The 17,504-nt window shown below is 69.7% G+C and carries 20 protein-coding genes and 1 pseudogene; 7 read left to right on the forward strand and 14 right to left on the reverse strand.

Annotation, left to right across the window (positions count from 1 at the left end):
• Positions 1 to 33 precede the first annotated feature (33 nt).
• From lptB to EGK76_RS02275, 5 genes are read right to left on the reverse strand one after another with little or no spacing between them, the layout of a single operon-like run.
• Positions 34 to 753 (reverse strand): LPS export ABC transporter ATP-binding protein, encoded by a 720-nt coding sequence (gene lptB / locus EGK76_RS02255; RefSeq protein WP_096299513.1) that lies wholly within the window; start codon positions 751 to 753, stop codon positions 34 to 36.
• Entirely contained in the window at positions 753 to 1,286 is a 534-nt protein-coding gene (gene lptA, locus EGK76_RS02260) for a lipopolysaccharide transport periplasmic protein LptA (protein WP_096299511.1), read from the reverse strand. Before lptA ends, lptB begins: the two co-directional genes overlap by 1 nt.
• Positions 1,264 to 1,830, reverse strand: a complete 567-nt coding sequence (lptC, locus tag EGK76_RS02265) for an LPS export ABC transporter periplasmic protein LptC (protein WP_158613432.1) — start codon at positions 1,828 to 1,830, stop codon at positions 1,264 to 1,266. The genes lptA and lptC overlap by 23 nt, the downstream gene beginning before the upstream one ends.
• A complete protein-coding gene (locus EGK76_RS02270) occupies positions 1,827 to 2,381 on the reverse strand; it encodes an HAD hydrolase family protein (RefSeq protein WP_123831518.1) in 555 nt (184 codons plus the stop codon). Before EGK76_RS02270 ends, lptC begins: the two co-directional genes overlap by 4 nt.
• Positions 2,382 to 2,421: 40 nt before the next feature.
• On the reverse strand, positions 2,422 to 3,423 hold the full coding sequence (locus EGK76_RS02275; protein WP_123832037.1) for a KpsF/GutQ family sugar-phosphate isomerase: 1,002 nt from the start codon (positions 3,421 to 3,423) through the stop codon (positions 2,422 to 2,424).
• A 158-nt stretch (positions 3,424 to 3,581) separates the two neighbouring features.
• Here EGK76_RS02275 and EGK76_RS02280 point away from each other — a divergent pair, with 158 nt between their 5' ends.
• The 3 genes from EGK76_RS02280 to EGK76_RS02290 are packed head-to-tail and all read left to right on the forward strand — an operon-like array spanning position 3,582 to position 5,394.
• Complete coding sequence (locus tag EGK76_RS02280) at positions 3,582 to 3,836, forward strand: BolA/IbaG family iron-sulfur metabolism protein (RefSeq protein ID WP_096300666.1); 255 nt, start codon at positions 3,582 to 3,584, stop codon at positions 3,834 to 3,836.
• Positions 3,836 to 5,095 (forward strand): UDP-N-acetylglucosamine 1-carboxyvinyltransferase, encoded by a 1,260-nt coding sequence (gene murA / locus EGK76_RS02285; protein WP_096299505.1) that lies wholly within the window; start codon positions 3,836 to 3,838, stop codon positions 5,093 to 5,095. Before EGK76_RS02280 ends, murA begins: the two co-directional genes overlap by 1 nt.
• Before the next feature lie 35 nt (positions 5,096 to 5,130).
• On the forward strand, positions 5,131 to 5,394 hold the full coding sequence (locus EGK76_RS02290; RefSeq protein ID WP_096300665.1) for a hypothetical protein: 264 nt from the start codon (positions 5,131 to 5,133) through the stop codon (positions 5,392 to 5,394).
• A gap of 90 nt (positions 5,395 to 5,484) precedes the next feature.
• Here the strand turns inward: EGK76_RS02290 and EGK76_RS02295 are convergent, their stop codons facing one another.
• The 4 genes from EGK76_RS02295 to purM all read right to left on the reverse strand — a co-directional run bounded on the left by EGK76_RS02295 (position 5,485) and on the right by purM (position 8,915).
• Complete coding sequence (locus EGK76_RS02295; protein ID WP_233580133.1) at positions 5,485 to 6,201, reverse strand: DUF3108 domain-containing protein; 717 nt, start codon at positions 6,199 to 6,201, stop codon at positions 5,485 to 5,487.
• The gene (locus EGK76_RS02300) at positions 6,201 to 6,887 is read right to left on the reverse strand and encodes a DUF3108 domain-containing protein (protein WP_233580189.1); all 687 of its coding nucleotides are present in this window, start codon (positions 6,885 to 6,887) and stop codon (positions 6,201 to 6,203) included. The genes EGK76_RS02295 and EGK76_RS02300 overlap by 1 nt, the downstream gene beginning before the upstream one ends.
• 46 nt (positions 6,888 to 6,933) lie before the next feature.
• The gene (gene purN, locus EGK76_RS02305; RefSeq protein WP_096299501.1) at positions 6,934 to 7,590 is read right to left on the reverse strand and encodes a phosphoribosylglycinamide formyltransferase; all 657 of its coding nucleotides are present in this window, start codon (positions 7,588 to 7,590) and stop codon (positions 6,934 to 6,936) included.
• A gap of 269 nt (positions 7,591 to 7,859) precedes the next feature.
• Positions 7,860 to 8,915, reverse strand: coding sequence for a phosphoribosylformylglycinamidine cyclo-ligase (gene purM, locus EGK76_RS02310; RefSeq protein WP_123831519.1), 1,056 nt, complete (start codon positions 8,913 to 8,915; stop codon positions 7,860 to 7,862).
• A gap of 162 nt (positions 8,916 to 9,077) precedes the next feature.
• Between purM and EGK76_RS02315 the strand changes: the two genes are divergently transcribed.
• The 3 genes and pseudogenes from EGK76_RS02315 to hda all read left to right on the forward strand — a co-directional run bounded on the left by EGK76_RS02315 (position 9,078) and on the right by hda (position 12,058).
• Positions 9,078 to 10,151 (forward strand): DUF2066 domain-containing protein, encoded by a 1,074-nt coding sequence (locus EGK76_RS02315; protein ID WP_123831520.1) that lies wholly within the window; start codon positions 9,078 to 9,080, stop codon positions 10,149 to 10,151.
• Positions 10,152 to 10,167: 16 nt separating this feature from the next.
• Positions 10,168 to 11,265 (forward strand): annotated as a pseudogene (locus EGK76_RS02320) (AI-2E family transporter); the annotation flags it as partial.
• Between the two features lie 91 nt (positions 11,266 to 11,356).
• Positions 11,357 to 12,058 (forward strand): DnaA regulatory inactivator Hda, encoded by a 702-nt coding sequence (hda, locus tag EGK76_RS02325; RefSeq protein WP_096299494.1) that lies wholly within the window; start codon positions 11,357 to 11,359, stop codon positions 12,056 to 12,058.
• A gap of 165 nt (positions 12,059 to 12,223) precedes the next feature.
• On the opposite strand, the gene murU is transcribed toward hda, so the two are convergent.
• A complete protein-coding gene (gene murU, locus EGK76_RS02330; protein ID WP_123831522.1) occupies positions 12,224 to 12,955 on the reverse strand; it encodes an N-acetylmuramate alpha-1-phosphate uridylyltransferase MurU in 732 nt (243 codons plus the stop codon).
• Positions 12,956 to 13,104: 149 nt separating this feature from the next.
• On the opposite strand from murU, the gene EGK76_RS02335 reads away from it, so the two are divergent.
• Positions 13,105 to 13,578 (forward strand): DUF6491 family protein, encoded by a 474-nt coding sequence (locus EGK76_RS02335; protein ID WP_096299490.1) that lies wholly within the window; start codon positions 13,105 to 13,107, stop codon positions 13,576 to 13,578.
• Here EGK76_RS02335 and EGK76_RS02340 read toward each other — a convergent pair.
• From EGK76_RS02340 to ftsY, 4 genes are read right to left on the reverse strand one after another with little or no spacing between them, the layout of a single operon-like run.
• Positions 13,554 to 13,829 carry an oxidative damage protection protein gene (locus EGK76_RS02340; RefSeq protein ID WP_096299489.1) on the reverse strand — a complete coding sequence of 92 codons (276 nt, stop codon included), beginning with the start codon at positions 13,827 to 13,829 and terminating at the stop codon, positions 13,554 to 13,556. The genes EGK76_RS02335 and EGK76_RS02340 overlap by 25 nt on opposite strands.
• A 2-nt stretch (positions 13,830 to 13,831) precedes the next feature.
• Positions 13,832 to 14,911, reverse strand: a complete 1,080-nt coding sequence (mutY, locus tag EGK76_RS02345; protein WP_123831523.1) for an A/G-specific adenine glycosylase — start codon at positions 14,909 to 14,911, stop codon at positions 13,832 to 13,834.
• Positions 14,908 to 16,212 (reverse strand): hypothetical protein, encoded by a 1,305-nt coding sequence (locus EGK76_RS02350; protein ID WP_123831524.1) that lies wholly within the window; start codon positions 16,210 to 16,212, stop codon positions 14,908 to 14,910. Before EGK76_RS02350 ends, mutY begins: the two co-directional genes overlap by 4 nt.
• On the reverse strand, positions 16,209 to 17,504 hold the full coding sequence (gene ftsY, locus EGK76_RS02355; RefSeq protein ID WP_123832038.1) for a signal recognition particle-docking protein FtsY: 1,296 nt from the start codon (positions 17,502 to 17,504) through the stop codon (positions 16,209 to 16,211). The genes EGK76_RS02350 and ftsY overlap by 4 nt, the downstream gene beginning before the upstream one ends.

The following is a 17,504-nucleotide window of genomic DNA, read 5'->3' on the forward strand; positions in this document are numbered from 1 at the left end:
TCCCGGCACTCCCCTGGCCGGATGCGGCGCCGACTACAGGCGGAAGGATTCCCCCAGGTAGACGCGACGCACATCCGGATTGGCCAGCAGCGCGTCCGGAGCTCCCTGTGCGAGGACGGCGCCGTCGCTGAGGATATACGCCCGGTCACAGATACCCAAGGTCTCACGGACATTGTGGTCGGTGATCAGTACGCCGATGCCGCGCGCCTTGAGATGGGTGACGATGCGCTGGATCTCGCCGACGGAAATCGGATCGACACCGGCGAAGGGTTCGTCGAGCAGCATCATCCGCGGGTTCGCGGCAAGTGCACGGGCGATCTCCACGCGTCTGCGTTCGCCGCCCGAGAGGCTGGCACCGGCCTGGTCGGCGACATGGGTGATCTGCAACTCGTCCATCAGGTCTGCAAGCGCCTTCTGGCGCCCGGCCTTGTCGAGATCTTCGCGCAGCTCCAGCACCAGCATGATGTTGTCCGCGACGCTCAGCTTGCGGAACACCGATGGCTCCTGCGGCAGATAACCGACGCCGAGCTTGGCGCGCATGTACATGGGCTCGGCGGTGATGTCGTGGCCGTCGAGCACGATGCGTCCGGCGTCGGCCGGCACCAGGCCGACGATCATGTAGAAGCAGGTGGTCTTGCCGGCGCCGTTGGGCCCGAGCAGGCCGACGACCTCGCCCGGCTCCAGCGTCAGTCCGAATTCCCTGACGACTTCGCGCTGCTTGTAGCGTTTGCGCAGACCTTCGGCGACGAGCATCAGCGGCCGCCCTGCGCCGCAGGCTGCGCGGGTTGCGGGGTGCGCGGCTGGAACTGCATGCGCACGCGGCCCTGGCCTTCGCCGCCGCCCTGCACGCGGCCGGTCGACATGTTGTAGACGATGCGCTGGCCTTCGATCTTGCCCTGGCCGGGCTGGTTCACGACGGCGTTGCCGGTCAGCACGACGGTGTCGCTCGGCATGTTGTAGTCGGCTTGCGCCGCGGTCGCGTCCACCCAGCCGCCATCATCCATCTGCTGCTTCATCTTCACCGGGCTGCCGTTGAGGATCACGCGCTGGAATTCACCATTGCTGCGGCGCAGATCGGCACGGGTCGCCTGGATTTCGAGGGTGCCCTGGGTGATCGTCACGCCACTGGTGAGCAGGCACGGCAGGCGCTCGTCGCTGACCGAGCAATCGCTTGTGCCCGCATCGACATCGATCGGCTGGTTGCGGTCGGACGACTTCGCGGCCGCGCCCATCGGCACGGCAAGGGCTGCAAGCAGCAGCAGGCTAACGGCGGGAGTTCGGTTCATTGCGGAGTTTCACCTCGGAGAGAAGCTCGATCCGTCCCGAATCGAGGTCGGCACGCATGCCCGTGCCCTGCATTGTAAAACCGGGCTGGACGACATCCACGAGGACCTCGGACGTGGCGTGGTTGCGCTGCGGAAAGACGTTCAGCGCTTCGGTGCGCATGCGGGTCGGACGCGGATAGCCTTCGGGGCTGTCGGCAACGACTTCGCCGCGCAGACGGACTTCGTCGTTGCTCTCCGACACCCAGCCCGTCTTTGCGCGAACGGTCCAGCGCCCCTCGCCATCGGATTCCGGGATCAGGAACAGCGGTGTCACCAGCTCCAGGGTGCGTGCGCCCGGGGTCTGTTGCAGCTCGGGTGCCTGCAGCGAAAAGGCTTCGCGACCTTCATTGTTGAGGGCGACGATGTCGAAATCGCGCAGCAGGTAGTCGGTCCTGCCGTCGGCCGCATCCTCCGGGATGATGCTGTCGTTCTGCCGCCAGACCGACCAGCCGGACACCAGTGCCCCCAGCAACAACACCACGGTGAGGGTCAGCCGCCAGTTCACGAGATCCGTCCGTCGGCGTGGATGCCGGCAAGCCGTCCCTGCGCATGCAGGATCAGATCGCACAGTTCGCGCCCGGCGCCGCGACCGCCGCCGGCGCGGGTGCGCCAGTGGGCGCTGTCGCCGGCGCAGGCATGGGCATCGGCAGGCGCCACCGCCAGGCCGACCGCGCGCATCGCGCCCACGTCGGCGAGGTCATCGCCCATGAAGGCCGCCTCGTCCAGGCCGATACCGAGCGCCGCGCACAGCGATTCGACCCGCGCACGCTTGTCGGCCACATGCACATGCGCCTCCACACCCAGATCCGCGGCGCGGCGCTCGACGATGCCGCCCTTGCGCGCGGTCACCAGCGCGACTCCGATGCCTGCCTTGCGCAGCAGCACCAGGCCCTGGCCATCGTGAACATGGAAGGTCTTGATCTCTCGACCATCGCTGTCGAAGGCGAGATCGCCATTGGTCAGCGTGCCGTCGACGTCGAAACAGGCCAGGCGCACGCGCGCGGCGCGGGCAAGGATCGCGCCGGGAACATCGGCGAACGGCAGGCTGGCTGGCATGGGGGCGGATTGGTCCGGCATCTTCTGAACAGGGCCTCGGTTACACCACGCGGGCGCGCAACAGGTCCTGAACATTGAGTGCGCCGACCACACGGCGCGCCTCGTCGACGACCGGCAGCATGGTGATCTTGCGGGTTTCCATCAGCCGCGCGGCCTCGACCGCGAGCGCGTCCGCGCCGATTGCGATCGGGTCGCGGGTCATGACGTCGGCAATGCGCGCATTGCGCACGTCGATCGCCGGGTCGGTCAGGGTGCGACGCAGGTCGCCGTCGGTATACAGGCCGATCAGTCGCTGGGCTTCATCGACGACGACGGTCATGCCCAGTCGCTTGCGGCTCATCTCCATCAGCGCATCGGCCAGCGAGGCGTCTGCGGTCACCGCCGGAATCTCGCCTCCTCCGTGCATGACGTCGCGGATGTGCAGCAACAGGCGGCGCCCGAGCGCCCCGGCAGGGTGCGAACGGGCGAAATCGTCGGCCGTGAAGCCGCGTGCTTCCAGCATCGCCACCGCCAGTGCGTCGCCCATCGCCAGCGAGGCGGTGGTGCTCGACGTCGGCGCAAGCGCAAGCGGACAGGCCTCGGCCGGCACGCTGATGTCGAGATGGATGTCCGCGGCGCGGGCCATCGTCGAGTTCGCGCGACCAGTCATCGCGATCAGCGGGTTGCCCTGACGCTTGAGCACCGGCAGCAGCATCAGGATCTCGTCGGACTCGCCCGAATAGGACAGGGCCAGCACGACATCGGCATCGGTGATCATGCCGAGATCGCCGTGGCCGGCCTCGCCCGGGTGGACATAGAACGCCGGCGTGCCGGTGGAGGCCAGGGTGGCGGCGATCTTGCGCGCCACGTGACCGGACTTGCCCATGCCGGTGCAGACCACGCGTCCGCGGCAGGCCAGCATGCGCGCGCAGGCCTCGGAGAATTCCCCGTCCAGACGCGCCGCGACCGCCTGCAGCCCCTGCACCTCGATCTCGAAGACGCGGCGTCCGCTGGCGGCGAAACCGGCCCCCCGGGCGGGGGCGTTTCGGGCGCTTTCGACCATATCCGGCACAGGGCTTTTCCGTTAGGCTAAGCCATTCATTTTATGCGCTACGCCGCGTGAATGCTCCGCGACAGGCAGCGTCGGTGCTGAGGGCTCATGCGCGCTTCACCCGGCGCAGCGACGATCACGGCACGCTGCGCCGCTACAGGACCCGATTCTTGGATACCCAGACCATCACCGACCTCATCCTCAAGGGGATGCCCGATGCCGTGGCGAACGTGCAGGGGGACGACGGCGTGCACTTCGAGGCACTGATCGTCTCGCCCGCCTTCGCCGGCAAGCTGCCGCTCGCCCGCCACCGCATGGTCTACGCGACCCTCGGCCCGCTGATGGGCCGCGAGATCCACGCGCTCGCACTCGTGACCCGGACCCCGGACGAACACGCGGCAGCCACCGGCGCGGGGCAGGGCTGATGGACCGGATCGTTGTCACCGGCGGAGCCACGCTGCAGGGTGAGGTGCGCATTTCCGGCGCCAAGAACGCCGTGCTGCCGATCCTCTGCGCGACCCTGCTGGCCGATTCACCCGTCGAAGTCACCAACGTCCCGCACCTGCACGACGTGCTGACCACGGCCAAGCTGCTGTCGGGGCTGGGCGCGGGCGTCGAGCACGATGTCGAGTCCGGGCGGGTGACCGTCGATCCCCGCAGCGTCAGCAGCCACGTGGCGCCCTACGAGCTGGTGCGCACGATGCGTGCGTCGGTGCTGGTGCTCGGGCCTCTCCTCGCACGCCATGGCGCGGCCGAGGTCTCCCTGCCGGGCGGCTGCGCGATCGGCGCCCGTCCGGTGGATCTGCATATCAAGGCGCTCGAAGCGCTGGGTGCGCGGATCACCGTCGAACACGGCTTCATCCGGGCCAGTGCCGAGCGCCTGCGCGGCGGGCACGTGGTGTTCGAGACCATCAGTGTCGGCGCGACCGAAAACGTGTTGATGGCGGCGACGCTCGCCGATGGTGTCACTTTGATCGACAACGCCGCGCGCGAGCCCGAAATCGTCGATCTGGCCGAGTGCCTGATCGCGATGGGCGCCGACATCCGCGGCGCCGGTACCTCGCGCATCGAAGTGCGCGGCGTCGAGCGGCTGCACGGTGCGAGCCATGCGGTCATCGCCGACCGGATCGAGACCGGCACCTTCCTCGTCGCCGCGGCAATGACGCGCGGTCGTGTCACCGCAGTCGGCGCGCGCCCCGACACGCTCGGCGCGGTGGTCGAGCGGCTGCGCCATGCCGGTGCGTCCGTGGAGATCGACGGCGACCGGATCACCGTCGACATGCAGGGACGGCGGCCGCGCGCGATCGATATCGTCACCGCGCCGCATCCGGGCTTCCCGACCGATATGCAGGCGCAGTTCATGGCCATGAACTGCATCGCCGAAGGAACGGGCACGATCGACGAGACGATCTTCGAGAACCGCTTCATGCACGTCAGCGAGCTGATGCGGCTGGGCGCGGTGATCGACATCGACGGCCCGCGCGCCAGCGTCCGCGGCGTCGAGCGCCTGAGCGGGGCCCCGGTGATGGCGACCGACCTGCGCGCGTCGGCTTCGCTGATCCTGGCAGGGCTCGTGGCCGAGGGCGAAACCCTGATCGACCGCATCTACCATCTGGACCGTGGCTACGAACACATCGAGCGCAAGCTCTCCGGCCTCGGCGCGCAGATCCGGCGGGTGCGCTGACGGTGGCGTTCAACGCGCGGATCACGAAACGTCGCATGGCCCTGTTCGTAACGATCGCGGCCGTGCTGTTGGGTCTGGGCTGGATGAGCTACACGGGCGCCGCCGCGCTCAGCGGCATGGCGTTCCGGGACATGGACTGGAACGAGGACGGCGAGCTGACCCGCCGCGAGATCCTGCAGGGGTTCTTCTCGGTGAAGGCGGTCCGCAGCACGGAAGGCCAGCGCAGCTGCGTCGACTATCGCTGGCGCGACAGCGACGAGTCGATCCGACTGGAATGCCGGACCGAGGCCGCGCCCTGAGCGTCACCGCTTCCGCAGGGGCGCAGCCACCCATGAACGAAAAGGCCCCGCATCGCGGGGCCTTTTCGCATTGCGCGGGGGGCGCGGGGGTCAGTTCACTGCCTGCAACCGCATGTCGATCTGGTCCTTGCCGTCGCGGCGCTGCAGCAGCCGCGCGGGTACCGGCATGCCGTCGACGACCCAGGCGATGATCTGGCGACGCCCGTCGGTGCGCACCACCTTGGTCGCATCGAGCGTCCGTCCACCCACCGTGACCTGCTCGGTGCCTTCGCGCTCGAACACCTGGCGCTTGGCGCGCCCGTCCTCGACCAGGCGATAGCGCAGCGGCGACTTGCCGGCCTGCACGTCGCGTACCAGCACGAGGTTCATCAGCATGCCGTCCAGATCGCCCGGCTGGAGTTTCACCGGCCCGGCCTGGCCCTCGCGGACATCGCCACTGAAGCGCGCTTCTCCCGCGTTCCAGTCGTAGGCGGTGTTCAATTCCCGGTTCTTCAACAGCATGGCCGCGATGCCGGATTCGCCGCGCTGGGAATCGCTGCTCGACACGGGACGCCACTGCTCGCCGTTGGCTTCGAAGGTGGTGACCTGTTCCAGGCGCGCGCCGGCGCCGGTGACTTCGAGCCCGTACTTCCAGCGGTTGTCGGACTCCTGGGCGAGGGTCATCTTCGCCTGGGCGCGCATGCCCATGTAGTTGGCCTGGTAGGTCGCGTTGAACGGCTCGATCGCCAGCGCGGGCAGCGTGGCGATGGCGAGCACAGCCGCGCCGGTCGCAGCGATCAGGCGTGACATGGGCTTGTTGCACTTCATCATGGAGCTCCTTGGTATTCGACCAGGCGCAGGTCGACTGCGTCCTCGCCGTCTTCACGTTGCAGGATGCGGATCGGCGTCGGTACGCCTGCCGCGACCCAGATGATCATCTCGTCATTGCCACCATTGGTCCGTGAAACGCGCAGCGCCGAATAGCTCATCTCGCCGACCGGAAGGATCTCGGGCTCCGCCGCCGCCTGATAGGCGTAGTCGCGCACCCGGCCGCCATCGACGAAGCGGTAGTTCAGCGCCGCGCCCGGGGCCGCATCTCGCATGACCGCCAGATTGATCAGCAACGCGCTCATGTCCCCGGGCTGCAGCGGCACGGGATCGCGCCGGCGCTTGCTCAGATCGCCGGTCCAGCGGGCGACACCCCGACTCCAGTCGTAGATGCCCTCGATTTTGCGGTTGAAGAACACGGCGGCCTTGCGCGTCGTGGTCTGGCGCAGCGGCCGGTAGATGCCCGCGGCCACATCGAACAGGGTGTCCTGTTGAAGGTTCAGGCCGAGGATGCCGGCGAAGCCGCGGTTGCCGCGGATTCCAAGATCGATCCGCCACTGGGCGCCCTCGGGCTGCAGTCGCATGGTCGCGGTGCCGGCCTGTTTGCCTTGGTACCAGGCGTCGTAGGTAGCCACGAAAGGCTGCAGATCGTCCGCATGCGAAACCGCCGGCGCAAGGGCCAGCATCAGGGATGTCAGCAGCAGGGGCAGGGAGGCGCGCATCGGTGCGCCATCATGCGAACCGGTCTGTGGCTGCCAGCTGAAGCGGCGCAGTGGCCATTCTGCCGTCGACATGCACCCCGTCGGCCTGCCAGCGCACCCGTCCCGCGGCGATCCAGCGCAGCGTTTCCAGCAGCAACGGGTGCTCGCGCGCGAGCACGCGCGCGGCCAGCCGCGCCGCGTCGTCGTCCGCCAGCACCGGGACCCGGGCCTGTGCGATCACCGGCCCGCCATCGAGTTCGGCGGTGACGAAGTGCACGCTGCCGCCGTGTTCGGCGACGCCGGCCTCGAGCGCGCGCTGATGGGTGTGCAGACCCTTGAATGCAGGCAGCAGGGAAGGGTGGATGTTGATCAGGCGGCCTGCCCGCGATGCCAGGACGTGGGCGCCGATCAGGCGCATGTAACCGGCGCAGACGATCAGGTCCGGGTCGTCGGCGTCGATCGCATCGAACATCGCGCTGTCATGGCTGGGGCGGTCGGCGAAATCGCGCGGGCGCATCGCCCGGGCGGGAATGCCTGCGCCGCGCGCGCGTGCCAGGGCCTGGGCATCGCCACGGTCCGACCAGACGCCGGTCACTTCCGCGTCCAGCGTGCCCGCGTCGATCGCGTCGACGATCGCCTGCAGGTTGCTGCCGCGCCCGGAGGCCAGTACCGCGATTCGCAACGGCATCTCAGGCGACCTCGCTACCGCGCCTGGTCCACGCCGGCGCGGCGACCATCAATCGCTGCGCGACGAGGATTGACGCCAAGGCAGTGACGATAGTGCGGGAAAAACGTGCAGCCGCGTCTGCGGTGAGGCGCCCGCCTGTCATGCCGGTCAAAGCGCCGGATGGACGGCCGGTCGCAATGCGCGCCGGCCAGTCGGGCTGGCGAGGAGGGCGGGGGGGAATCGGCAGCAGGTGCAGGGGCTCGTCGTCGAGGGCCTGCGCCGGGGCGGCCTCAGCCGATGCGGACACGTTCGCCGTCGCCGGCCGTGACCACTTCGCCGATCCGCCAGTGCGCCAGGCCCAGGCCATCGAGCGCGGCGCCGAATGCGGCCACGGCCTCTGCCGGAACCACCAGCACGAAGCCGATGCCGCAGTTGAACGTGCGCCACATTTCGTGGTCGGCAACCGCGCCCTCGCGCTGCAGCCACTCGAACACCGGCGGCTGCGGCCAGGACGATGCGTCGATGGTCAGGCCAAGGCCGTCGGGAATCACGCGGATGATGTTCTCGGTCAGGCCGCCGCCGGTGACGTGGGCCATCGCATGCAGCTGCGGGCCGAGCTCGGAGCGCAGCAGTTCGAGCACCGGCTTCACGTACAGCGTGGTCGGCGCCATCAGCGCATCGACCAGATTCACGCCGCCGACCTCGATATCGTCCGGGCGGGCGGCACGTTCGAAGATGCGCCGGATCAGCGAGTAGCCGTTGGAATGCGGCCCGCTCGACGCGATGCCGATCAGCGCGTCGCCGGCGCGGACCTTGCCACCGTCGCGCAGTTCGGACTTCTCGACCGCGCCCACGGTGAAGCCGGCCAGGTCGTATTCGCCGATCGCGTACATGTCCGGCATCTCGGCGGTCTCGCCGCCGATCAACGCGCAGCCCGAGAGCTCGCAGCCGCGCGCGATGCCGCCGATGACGGCCGCGGTGGTATCGATGTCGAGCTTGCCGGTGGCGAAGTAGTCGAGGAAGAACAGTGGCTCGGCGCCCTGCACCAGCACGTCGTTGACGCACATCGCGACCAGATCGATGCCGATCGTGTCGTGGCGGCCGAACTGCTGGGCGAGCTTGAGCTTGGTGCCCACGCCGTCGGTGCCCGAGACCAGTACCGGCTCGCGGTACTTGCCCGACAGGTCGAACAGCGCGCCGAAACCGCCCAGGCCACCCATCACCTCGGGGCGGAAGCTGCGCTTGACCAGCGGCTTGATGCGTTCGACGAGTTCATTGCCGGCATCGATGTCGACGCCGGCGTCGCGGTAGGTCAGGGGAGTGGGAGCGGTCACGGCAGCCGTCATCTGGCGGGAAGACCGCGGATTTTAGCAGCCGCCCGCGCCACAGTCGCGGTTTCCTGCCGCGCGGGCGCCACGGACCCTCTGCGCGGTTTGTGGCACCATCGCGCCTCGATTCCGCCCCGATCCAGGACCCACCGGATGCACTGCCCGAAGCGTTTGTTGAGAATGTCGACATGGCTGCTGGCGGCGCTGCTCGGCCTCTCCATGGCATCTGGCGCGGTGTTCGCCCAGCGCATGGAAGGCGACCGCGCCGCGGCGATCGGCCTGTATGCGGCGGAAATCCCGGTGCGCAGCCAGAGCGAGAGCGAACGCGAGGCCGGGTTCGCGCGTGGCCTGGCGCAGGTGCTCGGCAAGCTCTCTGGCGACCGCAATGCGGCGCAGCGTCCGGGCGTCGCGCAGGAACTGCGCCGCGCCGGCCAGTACGTCGAGGGCTACGACTACCGCCAGGACGAAGGTGTCTCGTCGCGCGGCTCGCCGACTTTCACCACCACCCTCGTCGTGCGCTTCCGCCAGGACGATGTCGATGGCGTTGCCGCGGCGCTCGGCCTCCCGGTGTGGCCGGACCCGCGCCCCAAGCCGGTGATGTGGCTGGCGATCGATGACGGCTCGGGCCCGCGCCTGGTCGCCCTGCAGCAGAACAACGTCGCCCGACCCGCGCTGCAGCGTGCGATCGAGCGTGGATATCGCCTCGGATTGCCGACGGGCAATGCCGCCGAACAGGCCGCGGTGGGTGCGATATGGCGCGGCGACACCGCCGCCATCGCGCGTATCTCCGCCCGCTACAACCCGCCGATGCAGCTGATCGGCAAGCTCTATCGCAATGGCGAAGGCGGCGGCTGGAAGGCCGACTGGATCTTCGTCGACAACGGCCGCGTGCTCGCGCGCTGGAGCGAGACCGGCGACGACGCCCGCCGCACGCTGGCCACCGGTGCGGACGGCGCCGCCGATGCCCTGACCAAGCGCTATGCGCGCAGCAGCCCGGCCGGCGCGCCGTCGACCGAGTCCATCGTCTTCTCCGGCATCAACAGCAGCGCCGACTACATCCGTCTGTCCTCGTTGCTGCAGCGCATGTCGGTCGTGCGCGGCATCCGCCCGGTGCGGGCGACCCCGATGGGCCTGGAACTGCAACTGGATCTGCTGACCGGCCTGACCGGTTTCCGGCACATGGCCGACAGCAACGTCCTCGTCGAAGCCGACGGCACCATCGACGGCGAGCCCCCCGTGTTCCATCTGCGCTGACCCGGCGGAACCGTCCATGATTCCGACCGCCGAATCCGCCAACGCCGACATCGCGCGTTTCCTCAAGCGTCTGCAATGGGGGCTGGTGTTCCTTGCCGCCGGCTGGGTGATCTGGCTGCTCGGACCGATCCTGACCCCGTTCGTGCTCGCGTTGCTGCTCGGCTGGCTTGGCGACCCGCTGGTCGACCGGATCGAGCGCCGCGGACGGTCTCGCGCGGTCGCGGTCACACTGGTGTTCCTGTTGATGACCCTGGTGCTGGCCCTGGTGCTGATCATCCTGGTACCGATGGTCGAGCGTCAGATCGTGACCCTGATCGACAGCCTGCCGGGCTACCGCGACTGGGTGCTCGGCACCGCGTTGCCGTGGATCGAGCAGCGCACCGGTTACGCAGTCGTCTCGTGGCTCGATCCCGACCGGCTGATCGAGCTGATCCGCAGCCACTGGCAACAGGCCGGCGGGATCGCGGCGACGGTGCTGGCCTATGTGTCGCGCTCGGGATTCGCGATCCTCGCGCTGGTCCTCAACCTGGTGCTGGTGCCGATCCTCGCGTTCTATTTCATGCGCGACTGGGATCTGCTGGTCGAGCGCGTCGCGGCCCTGATTCCACGCGATCACATCGACACCGCGACCCGTCTCGCACACGAGACCAGCGAATCGCTGGGCGGCTTCCTGCGCGGACAGTTCCTCGTGATGCTGGGGCAGGGTGCGATCTATGCGGTGGGCATGTCGCTGGTCGGCCTGCGGCTGGGCCTGCTGATCGGCATGATCGCCGGACTGATCAGCTTCATTCCGTATCTGGGCGCGACGGTCGGGATCGCGCTGGCCCTGATCGCGGCGATCGTGCAGGCGCAGGGCTTCGACTGGCAGCTGCTGATCCTGATCGGCGTGGTGTTCACGATCGGCCAGCTGGTCGAAAGCTATGTGCTCACCCCGCGCCTGGTCGGTGACCGCATCGGCCTGCATCCGGTCGCGGTGATCTTCGCGGTGCTTGCCGGCGGACAGCTGTTCGGCTTCCTGGGCATGCTGCTGGCGCTGCCTGTGGCCGCGGTCGCCAACGTCATGCTGCGCTACGCACACGAGCGCTATACCCACAGCCGTCTCTACGCCGGCGACGGGCCGGAGATCGAGATCGCCGGCGCGGGCGCGCCGCGCGTGGTGATCGTCGCGGTCGACGGTCCGGGTCAGGGGCAGGCCTGAGTCCGGCATGAGCACATCGTCTCCCCAGCTGCCGCTGGCCCTCCGGTATCCGCCGGACCAGCGGCTGGAAACCTTCGTCTCTCCCGATCCGGCGCTGCTGCCGCAGCTGCGCGATTTCGCGCTGGCCGGCGTGCGGCGCGGGCTGTTCGTCGAGGGCGCGTCCGGTACCGGCAAGACCCATCTGGCGATCGCCCTGTGCGCCGAAGCCGACAAGCTTGGTCGGCGCGCGGTGTACCTGCCGCTGCGCGGCATTGCCGGGCGCCTGCGCGATGCCGCGGAGGGGCTGGATGGGCACGATCTGGTCGCGATCGACGATGTCGAAGCCATCGTCGGCGACCGCGATGCGGAAGTCGCGCTGTTCGACCTGCACAATCGCCTGCACGACGCCGGCCGCGCCGTGTTCTACACCGCCCCGGCCGCGCCCGATCAGCTCGACATCGGCCTGCCCGACCTGCGCTCGCGGCTCGGCCAGTGCGTACGTGTGCCGCTGCCGGCGCTCGACGACGCGGGGCGGCACGATCTGCTGCGGCTGCGCGCCGAGCGCCGCGGGCTGCAGGTCGACGCGGCGACGATCGACTGGCTGCTGCGGCGTGTGGACCGCGACCTGCTCGCGCTGACCGCGCTGCTCGACCGTCTCGACCACGCCTCGCTCGCCTCGCAGCGGCGCTTGACCGTGCCCTTCGTGCGGCAGGTGCTGGCGAAGGACTGATCAGGCGCCAGCCGGGGGATGGCGGAATGCCCGCCCCAGCGGTCGGCATCGAGCGTGGTGATGCCCAGTTCGATGTCGGGATTGGCGACCTGCGCGGCAGGCGCGGCGTCGGGCCCGTCACGCCGATGGGCGGCTGCAGCCCCGTCGCCGTAACTTCCCGCCCCGTCAGTCCGGCGCGGTAGCCAGTGCCTCGTCCAGCTGCGCGAGCCGCTCCGGGGTGCCGACATCGGTCCAGCGTCCGGGATGGTGTTCGCCGCCGACGCCACCGTGCGCCATCGACGCGCGCAGCAGCGGCGCAAGCCTGAAGCGCGGTGGCGTGGCATCGGCACCGGGTGCGTCCCCGATGGTTGCGCGCCAGTGGCGCAGCAGCGCCGGGCGATAGACGCCGATACCGGAGAACGTGAGGCGGGATGGACCTTCGCTGCGCACCCGTCCTCCCTCGAGCGCGAAGTCGCCGGCGGGGTTGTGCCCGGGATTGTCGACCAGCACCAGATGCGCATCTCCGTCGGGTTCGGCGGGCAGGCGTCCGAGGTCGAAGTCGCTCCAGATGTCACCGTTGATCGCGATGAACGGCGCATCGTCGAGCAGGCGCAGGGCATGCAGCATGCCGCCGCCGGTCTCCAGTGGCGGCGCGCCCTCGTTCGAGTAATGCAGCCGCAGGCCCCAATGGCCGCCGTCCCCGAGCGTGGGAGCGAAGGCCTCGGCGAGCCACGAGACATTGACCACCACGTCGCGTACCCCGGCCGCGGCGAGCCTTTCCAGGTGCCAGCCGATCAGCGGCTTGCCGCCCGCGAACAGCAGCGGTTTGGGCGTGGTGTCGGTCAACGGCCGCATGCGCTCGCCCAGGCCCGCAGCGAAGATCAGGGCCTGTCGGGGTCCGGGAGACGATGGCGACATGGCGACGGGATTCCTGCGCAGGCGGGCGCGACAGCGTACCCGCCCGGCCGGCAACCGGCGACCGGCCTGCGTTGGTAGCCGTCACCGCGGCCTACGGTGCCGAGCGCATGCTTGAAGCGTTCTCCGCCACCTATGCCGCAGGAGTTCCCATGACCAGCTTTACCCGTTCCAATACCGGCCTTGCCGTGGCCGCGCTGGCCGTCGCCATGCTCGCCGGCTGCGCCTCCACGCCGCGCATGAGCGATGCCGAGAAGTACGCGCTCTATGAAGCCCATGCCGGCGCACCGGTCAGCAGTTTCCGCTACTACGGCTCGCTCAACGGCTTCACGCCGCTCGGCGACAGTGCGCTGGTGATCTGGACGCGGCCCCGCGAGGCCTGGCTGCTGGACCTGTCGGGCAGTTGCCCGGATCTGCCCTACACCAACGCGATCGGCCTGACGAGTTCGATGAGTCGCGTCAGCGCGCGCTTCGACAAGGTGCTGGTGCGCAGTTTCGGGTCGATCAACATCCCCTGCCAGATCCGGGAGATCCGCCCGCTCGACGTCAAGGCGATCCGTGCGGCGGAGAAGCAGAACGCTACCGACGCGCCGGCGATGGATCAGCCGTCGGATGTGGGCACGTAACCGGCGACACTGCCGGTCTGGCGCTCGAACAGGTACTTGCGCATCTGGTCCTCGAGGAAGGCGCGATGCTTGGGATCGAGGGGCGAAAGCCGGTTCTCGTTGATCAGCATGGTCTGGTGCGCAAGCCAGCGCGCCCAGGCCGGTTTGCCGATGCTCGCGAACACCTGCTTGCCGAGTTCGCCCGGCCAGGGAATGAAATCCAGGCCCTCGGTTTCGATCTGGTCGTGAACGCAGAAGACGCGTCGGCTCATGTTCAATCCTCCTGGGCGACGCGCGGCGCGAGCAGCAGCGTGCGGATCGGGGCGGGGATGCCGAGGGTCGCGAGTTCGTCGCGGGCCACCCAGCGCAGTCGGTCATTGTCGCGCACGTGATGACGCGCGGCGAGCCCGGACCAGTGCAGCGGCTGCAGGCGAAGACGGAAATGGGTGAACCCGTGCTGCACCGGCTGCAGGCGACGCGGCGAATCGACATCCACCGGATCAACGATTCCCGGTGACTGCCCAGCCAGCCAGTCCAGCGCCTGTGCATCGTCATCGGCCTGCGGCAAGGACCACAGCGATGCCCAGACTCCCGTCGGCGGGCGCTTTTCGAGCAGCACGCGACCCTGGCCGTCCTCGAGCAGCAGCACGCTGGCCTCCCGTTCGGGCAGCGCCTTCGCAGGACGCGGGGTCGGCAGCTCGTCGACCCGGCCCTGGAGGAACGCGGCGCAATCGGCGTTGACCGGACACAGCAGGCAGGCGGGGTTGTGCCGCGTGCACAGGGTGGCGCCGAAATCCATCTGCGCCTGGGTGTAGTCGGCAAGGCGGTTCGCAGGCAGCAGGCCTTCGGCGATCGCCCACAACCGTGTCTCGACCTTCGGCTGGCCAGGCCAACCCTCGACCGCGTGGCGCCGCGCGAGCACCCGCTTGACGTTGCCGTCGAGGATCGCGAACGGATCCCCCCAGGCCTGCGACAGGATCGCGCCGGCGGTGCTGCGGCCGATGCCCGGCAGTTCCAGCAGGGCGACGGGATCGCGTGGCAGGTCACCGCCGTGCATGTCGACGCAGCGCTGCGCGGCCGCGTGCAGGTTGCGCGCCCGCGCGTAGTAGCCGAGCCCGGACCACAGCGCGAGCACGGTGTCCTGTGGCGCGCTGGCCAGCGCCTGCACATCGGGCAGCGCGGCGACGAAGCGCTCGAAATACGGAATCACCACCCGCACCTGGGTCTGCTGCAGCATGATTTCCGACAGCCACACCCGGTAGGGCGTGCGCGGGTGCTGCCAGGGCAGGTCGTGACGGCCGTGCACGTCGAACCAGGCGAGCAGACGGGTCGCGTAGTCGGCGTGCGCGTTCATGGGGCGGGATTTCCGCTGCCGTCGTCGATCGTGATCTCGACGCCCTCGAGCACGGCGCCACCGAGCTCCACGCGATCGGCGGTGAGGCGACCCTGCAGCGGCGGCAGCGGGCTGCCGCCCGTCGGCGCGGCGAGCCAGTCGAGCATCGCGGCGATGCCGACCTGGCCGACGAAGCCGGCACGGGGATGTTCCAGGCGCAGGGAGACCGGCGCCGACGCATCCCGCGGGCCGGCGTAGCGCAACGCGAACGGCAGCGGCGCGACATCGTCCGACAGCGGCGAAGGCAGCGCCGGCCACGCCTCCGGCCAGCGTTCCAGGCGGCCGTCCAGGACGACGTCGAGCAGCTCGCCGAGCGCGACATGGCCGCCCGCAATCACCTCGGGCACCACGCCGGCACCGCGCAGCACGATCCCCAGTGGCGCCAGGCGCACTGTGTCGCCACCGCCGCCGGCATGCAGGTCGCCATGCAGGCCGAGCACGAAGGGCAGGGGATCGGCCTCACCGTCGGGTTGCCAGCGGGCATCCAGCGCCAGGCGCAGCGGCGCCAGCACGAGGCCGGGTTTGGCGGGGTCGAGGCTGCGCGCCGCATCCAGCTGCAGGATGCTGTCGAGGCGCCCGGCGGGGTGGAGCAGGGTCAGGCTGCCGAGGGCGTTCAAGGCGCGCGCATCGACCGCGCGATCGGCGCGTACGCGCAGGCCGAACAAGGCTTGCAGGGTGTCGGCGTGGGCCGTGCCCGAGACCCGGGCGTCGATCGCGCGCTCCGCATGCAGCGCAGGCAGATCGAGCGTGAGCGCGTCGACATGCCAGCTGCCGCCCTCGAGGCGTCCGTCGCGAATGTGCACGCCGTCGCTGATCGTCGGCACCTTGCCGTCGCCCGGTGGGCGAGCGTCGAGCCAGCGCAGCAGCGTGGGCAGGTGCAGACGCGGGCTGTCGAGTTCGACGCGGGTGAGATCGAACTGCGCGCCGCGGCTGCGGATGGTCGACCAGGGCAGGGACAGCAATGCCCGCTCGGCCACCAGCATCGGCTCGCTGTCGTCGCCGGGAGCGAATACCGTGACATTGCGCACGACCAGCTGCGGCGTGCCGCGCAGCCGGTATTCGACATCGCCGTCGAAGCCGACCCGCAGGCCCAGGGTCGGCTCCATGCGGGCCAGCAGCAGGCGCAGTGCGCGCTCGGGCGGCAGCATGATCTGCACCAGCAGCGCGAGCGCGACCAACAGCAGCAGTAGCCCCAGGAGGACGCGCAGCCAGCGCTGGCGCCGCGGCGCCGGAGTGGCCGGCGCCGGCGCTGCGGCACTCACGCCCCCAGCGTCTCCGGCAGCATCGCGTCGACGAAGGCTTCGGCGTCGAATACCCGCAGGTCTTCGGGACGCTCGCCGATACCGGCGAAGCGGATCGGGATACCGAACTCGCGGGCCAGGGCGAACACCACGCCGCCCTTGGCGGTGCCGTCGAGCTTGGTGACGACCAGGCCGGTGACCTGGACCGCCGCATTGAACTGGCGCAGTTGCGACAGCGCGTTCTGGCCGGTCGTGCCGTCGATGACCATCAGGACTTCGTGCGGCGCGCCGGCGTCGATCTTGGCGAGTACCCGGCGGATCTTGCCGAGTTCGGCCATCAGGCCCTGCTGGGTATGCAGGCGGCCGGCGGTGTCGGCGATCAGCACGTCGGTGCCGCGCGATTTCGCCGCCTGCAGCGCGTCGAAGGCGACCGCGGCCGGGTCGGCGTCCTGGCCCTGGGCGACGACGCTCACGCCATTGCGTTCGCCCCAGGCCTTGAGCTGGGCGACGGCGGCCGCGCGGAAGGTGTCGCCTGCGGCCAGCATCAGTCCGTGGCCCTCGTCCTTGTAGCGCTTGGCGAGCTTGCCGATCGTGGTGGTCTTGCCGACGCCATTGACCCCGACGGTCAGGATCACGAAAGGCCGCGCCGAGGTGTCGATCTCGAGCGGCTTGGCAACCGGCTTGAGCATGGCGACGAGGTCGGCGCGCAGTGCCTGCAGCAATGCATTCGCATCGACGAACGCCCGCGCCTTCATGCGCTTGCGCAGCGATTCGACGAGTTCGGTGCTCGCCGCGACGCCGACATCGGCGGTCAGCAGCGCGGTCTCGATCTCGTCGAGCAGATCGTCGTCGAGCTTGGGGTTGCGCGAGAACAGACCGCCGAAGCTGCGCGCAAGGGTGCTGCCGCCGAGGCGCTCGCGCCAGCCGGACTTGCCCGGCGCGGCGGCCGGCATCGTGCTGGCGAAGACATAGTCGGCCAGCGCTGCTGCCGGATCGACGAATGCCGGCGGAGCCGGCGCTGCAGGCGGCGGCGTGGTTTCGACCGCCGGCGTGAGGCCTGCGGGTGCATCGGCAGCCACCCCGTCCTCGCGCTGCGGCGCATCGGCGACCGGTGCGTCGACGCCCTCATCGGCGCCTGCCGGCGGTGATGTCGGAGGCGGGTCCGCGACCGGCGGCTTCGGCACCGGCGGCGCAGGCGCGGGAGCCGCGGGCGGCGCGAACGCTGCAGCGATCTCTTCCGCACTGAGGCGGCGTCGGCCACCGTCGGTGACGGGCGTATCCGGGGTTTTTTCGCGCTTGAACCAGCTGACCAT

Origin of the sequence: Luteimonas sp. 100069 (assembly GCF_003813845.1) — a bacterium.
In the GTDB taxonomy this organism is placed as follows: domain Bacteria; phylum Pseudomonadota; class Gammaproteobacteria; order Xanthomonadales; family Xanthomonadaceae; genus Luteimonas; species Luteimonas chenhongjianii.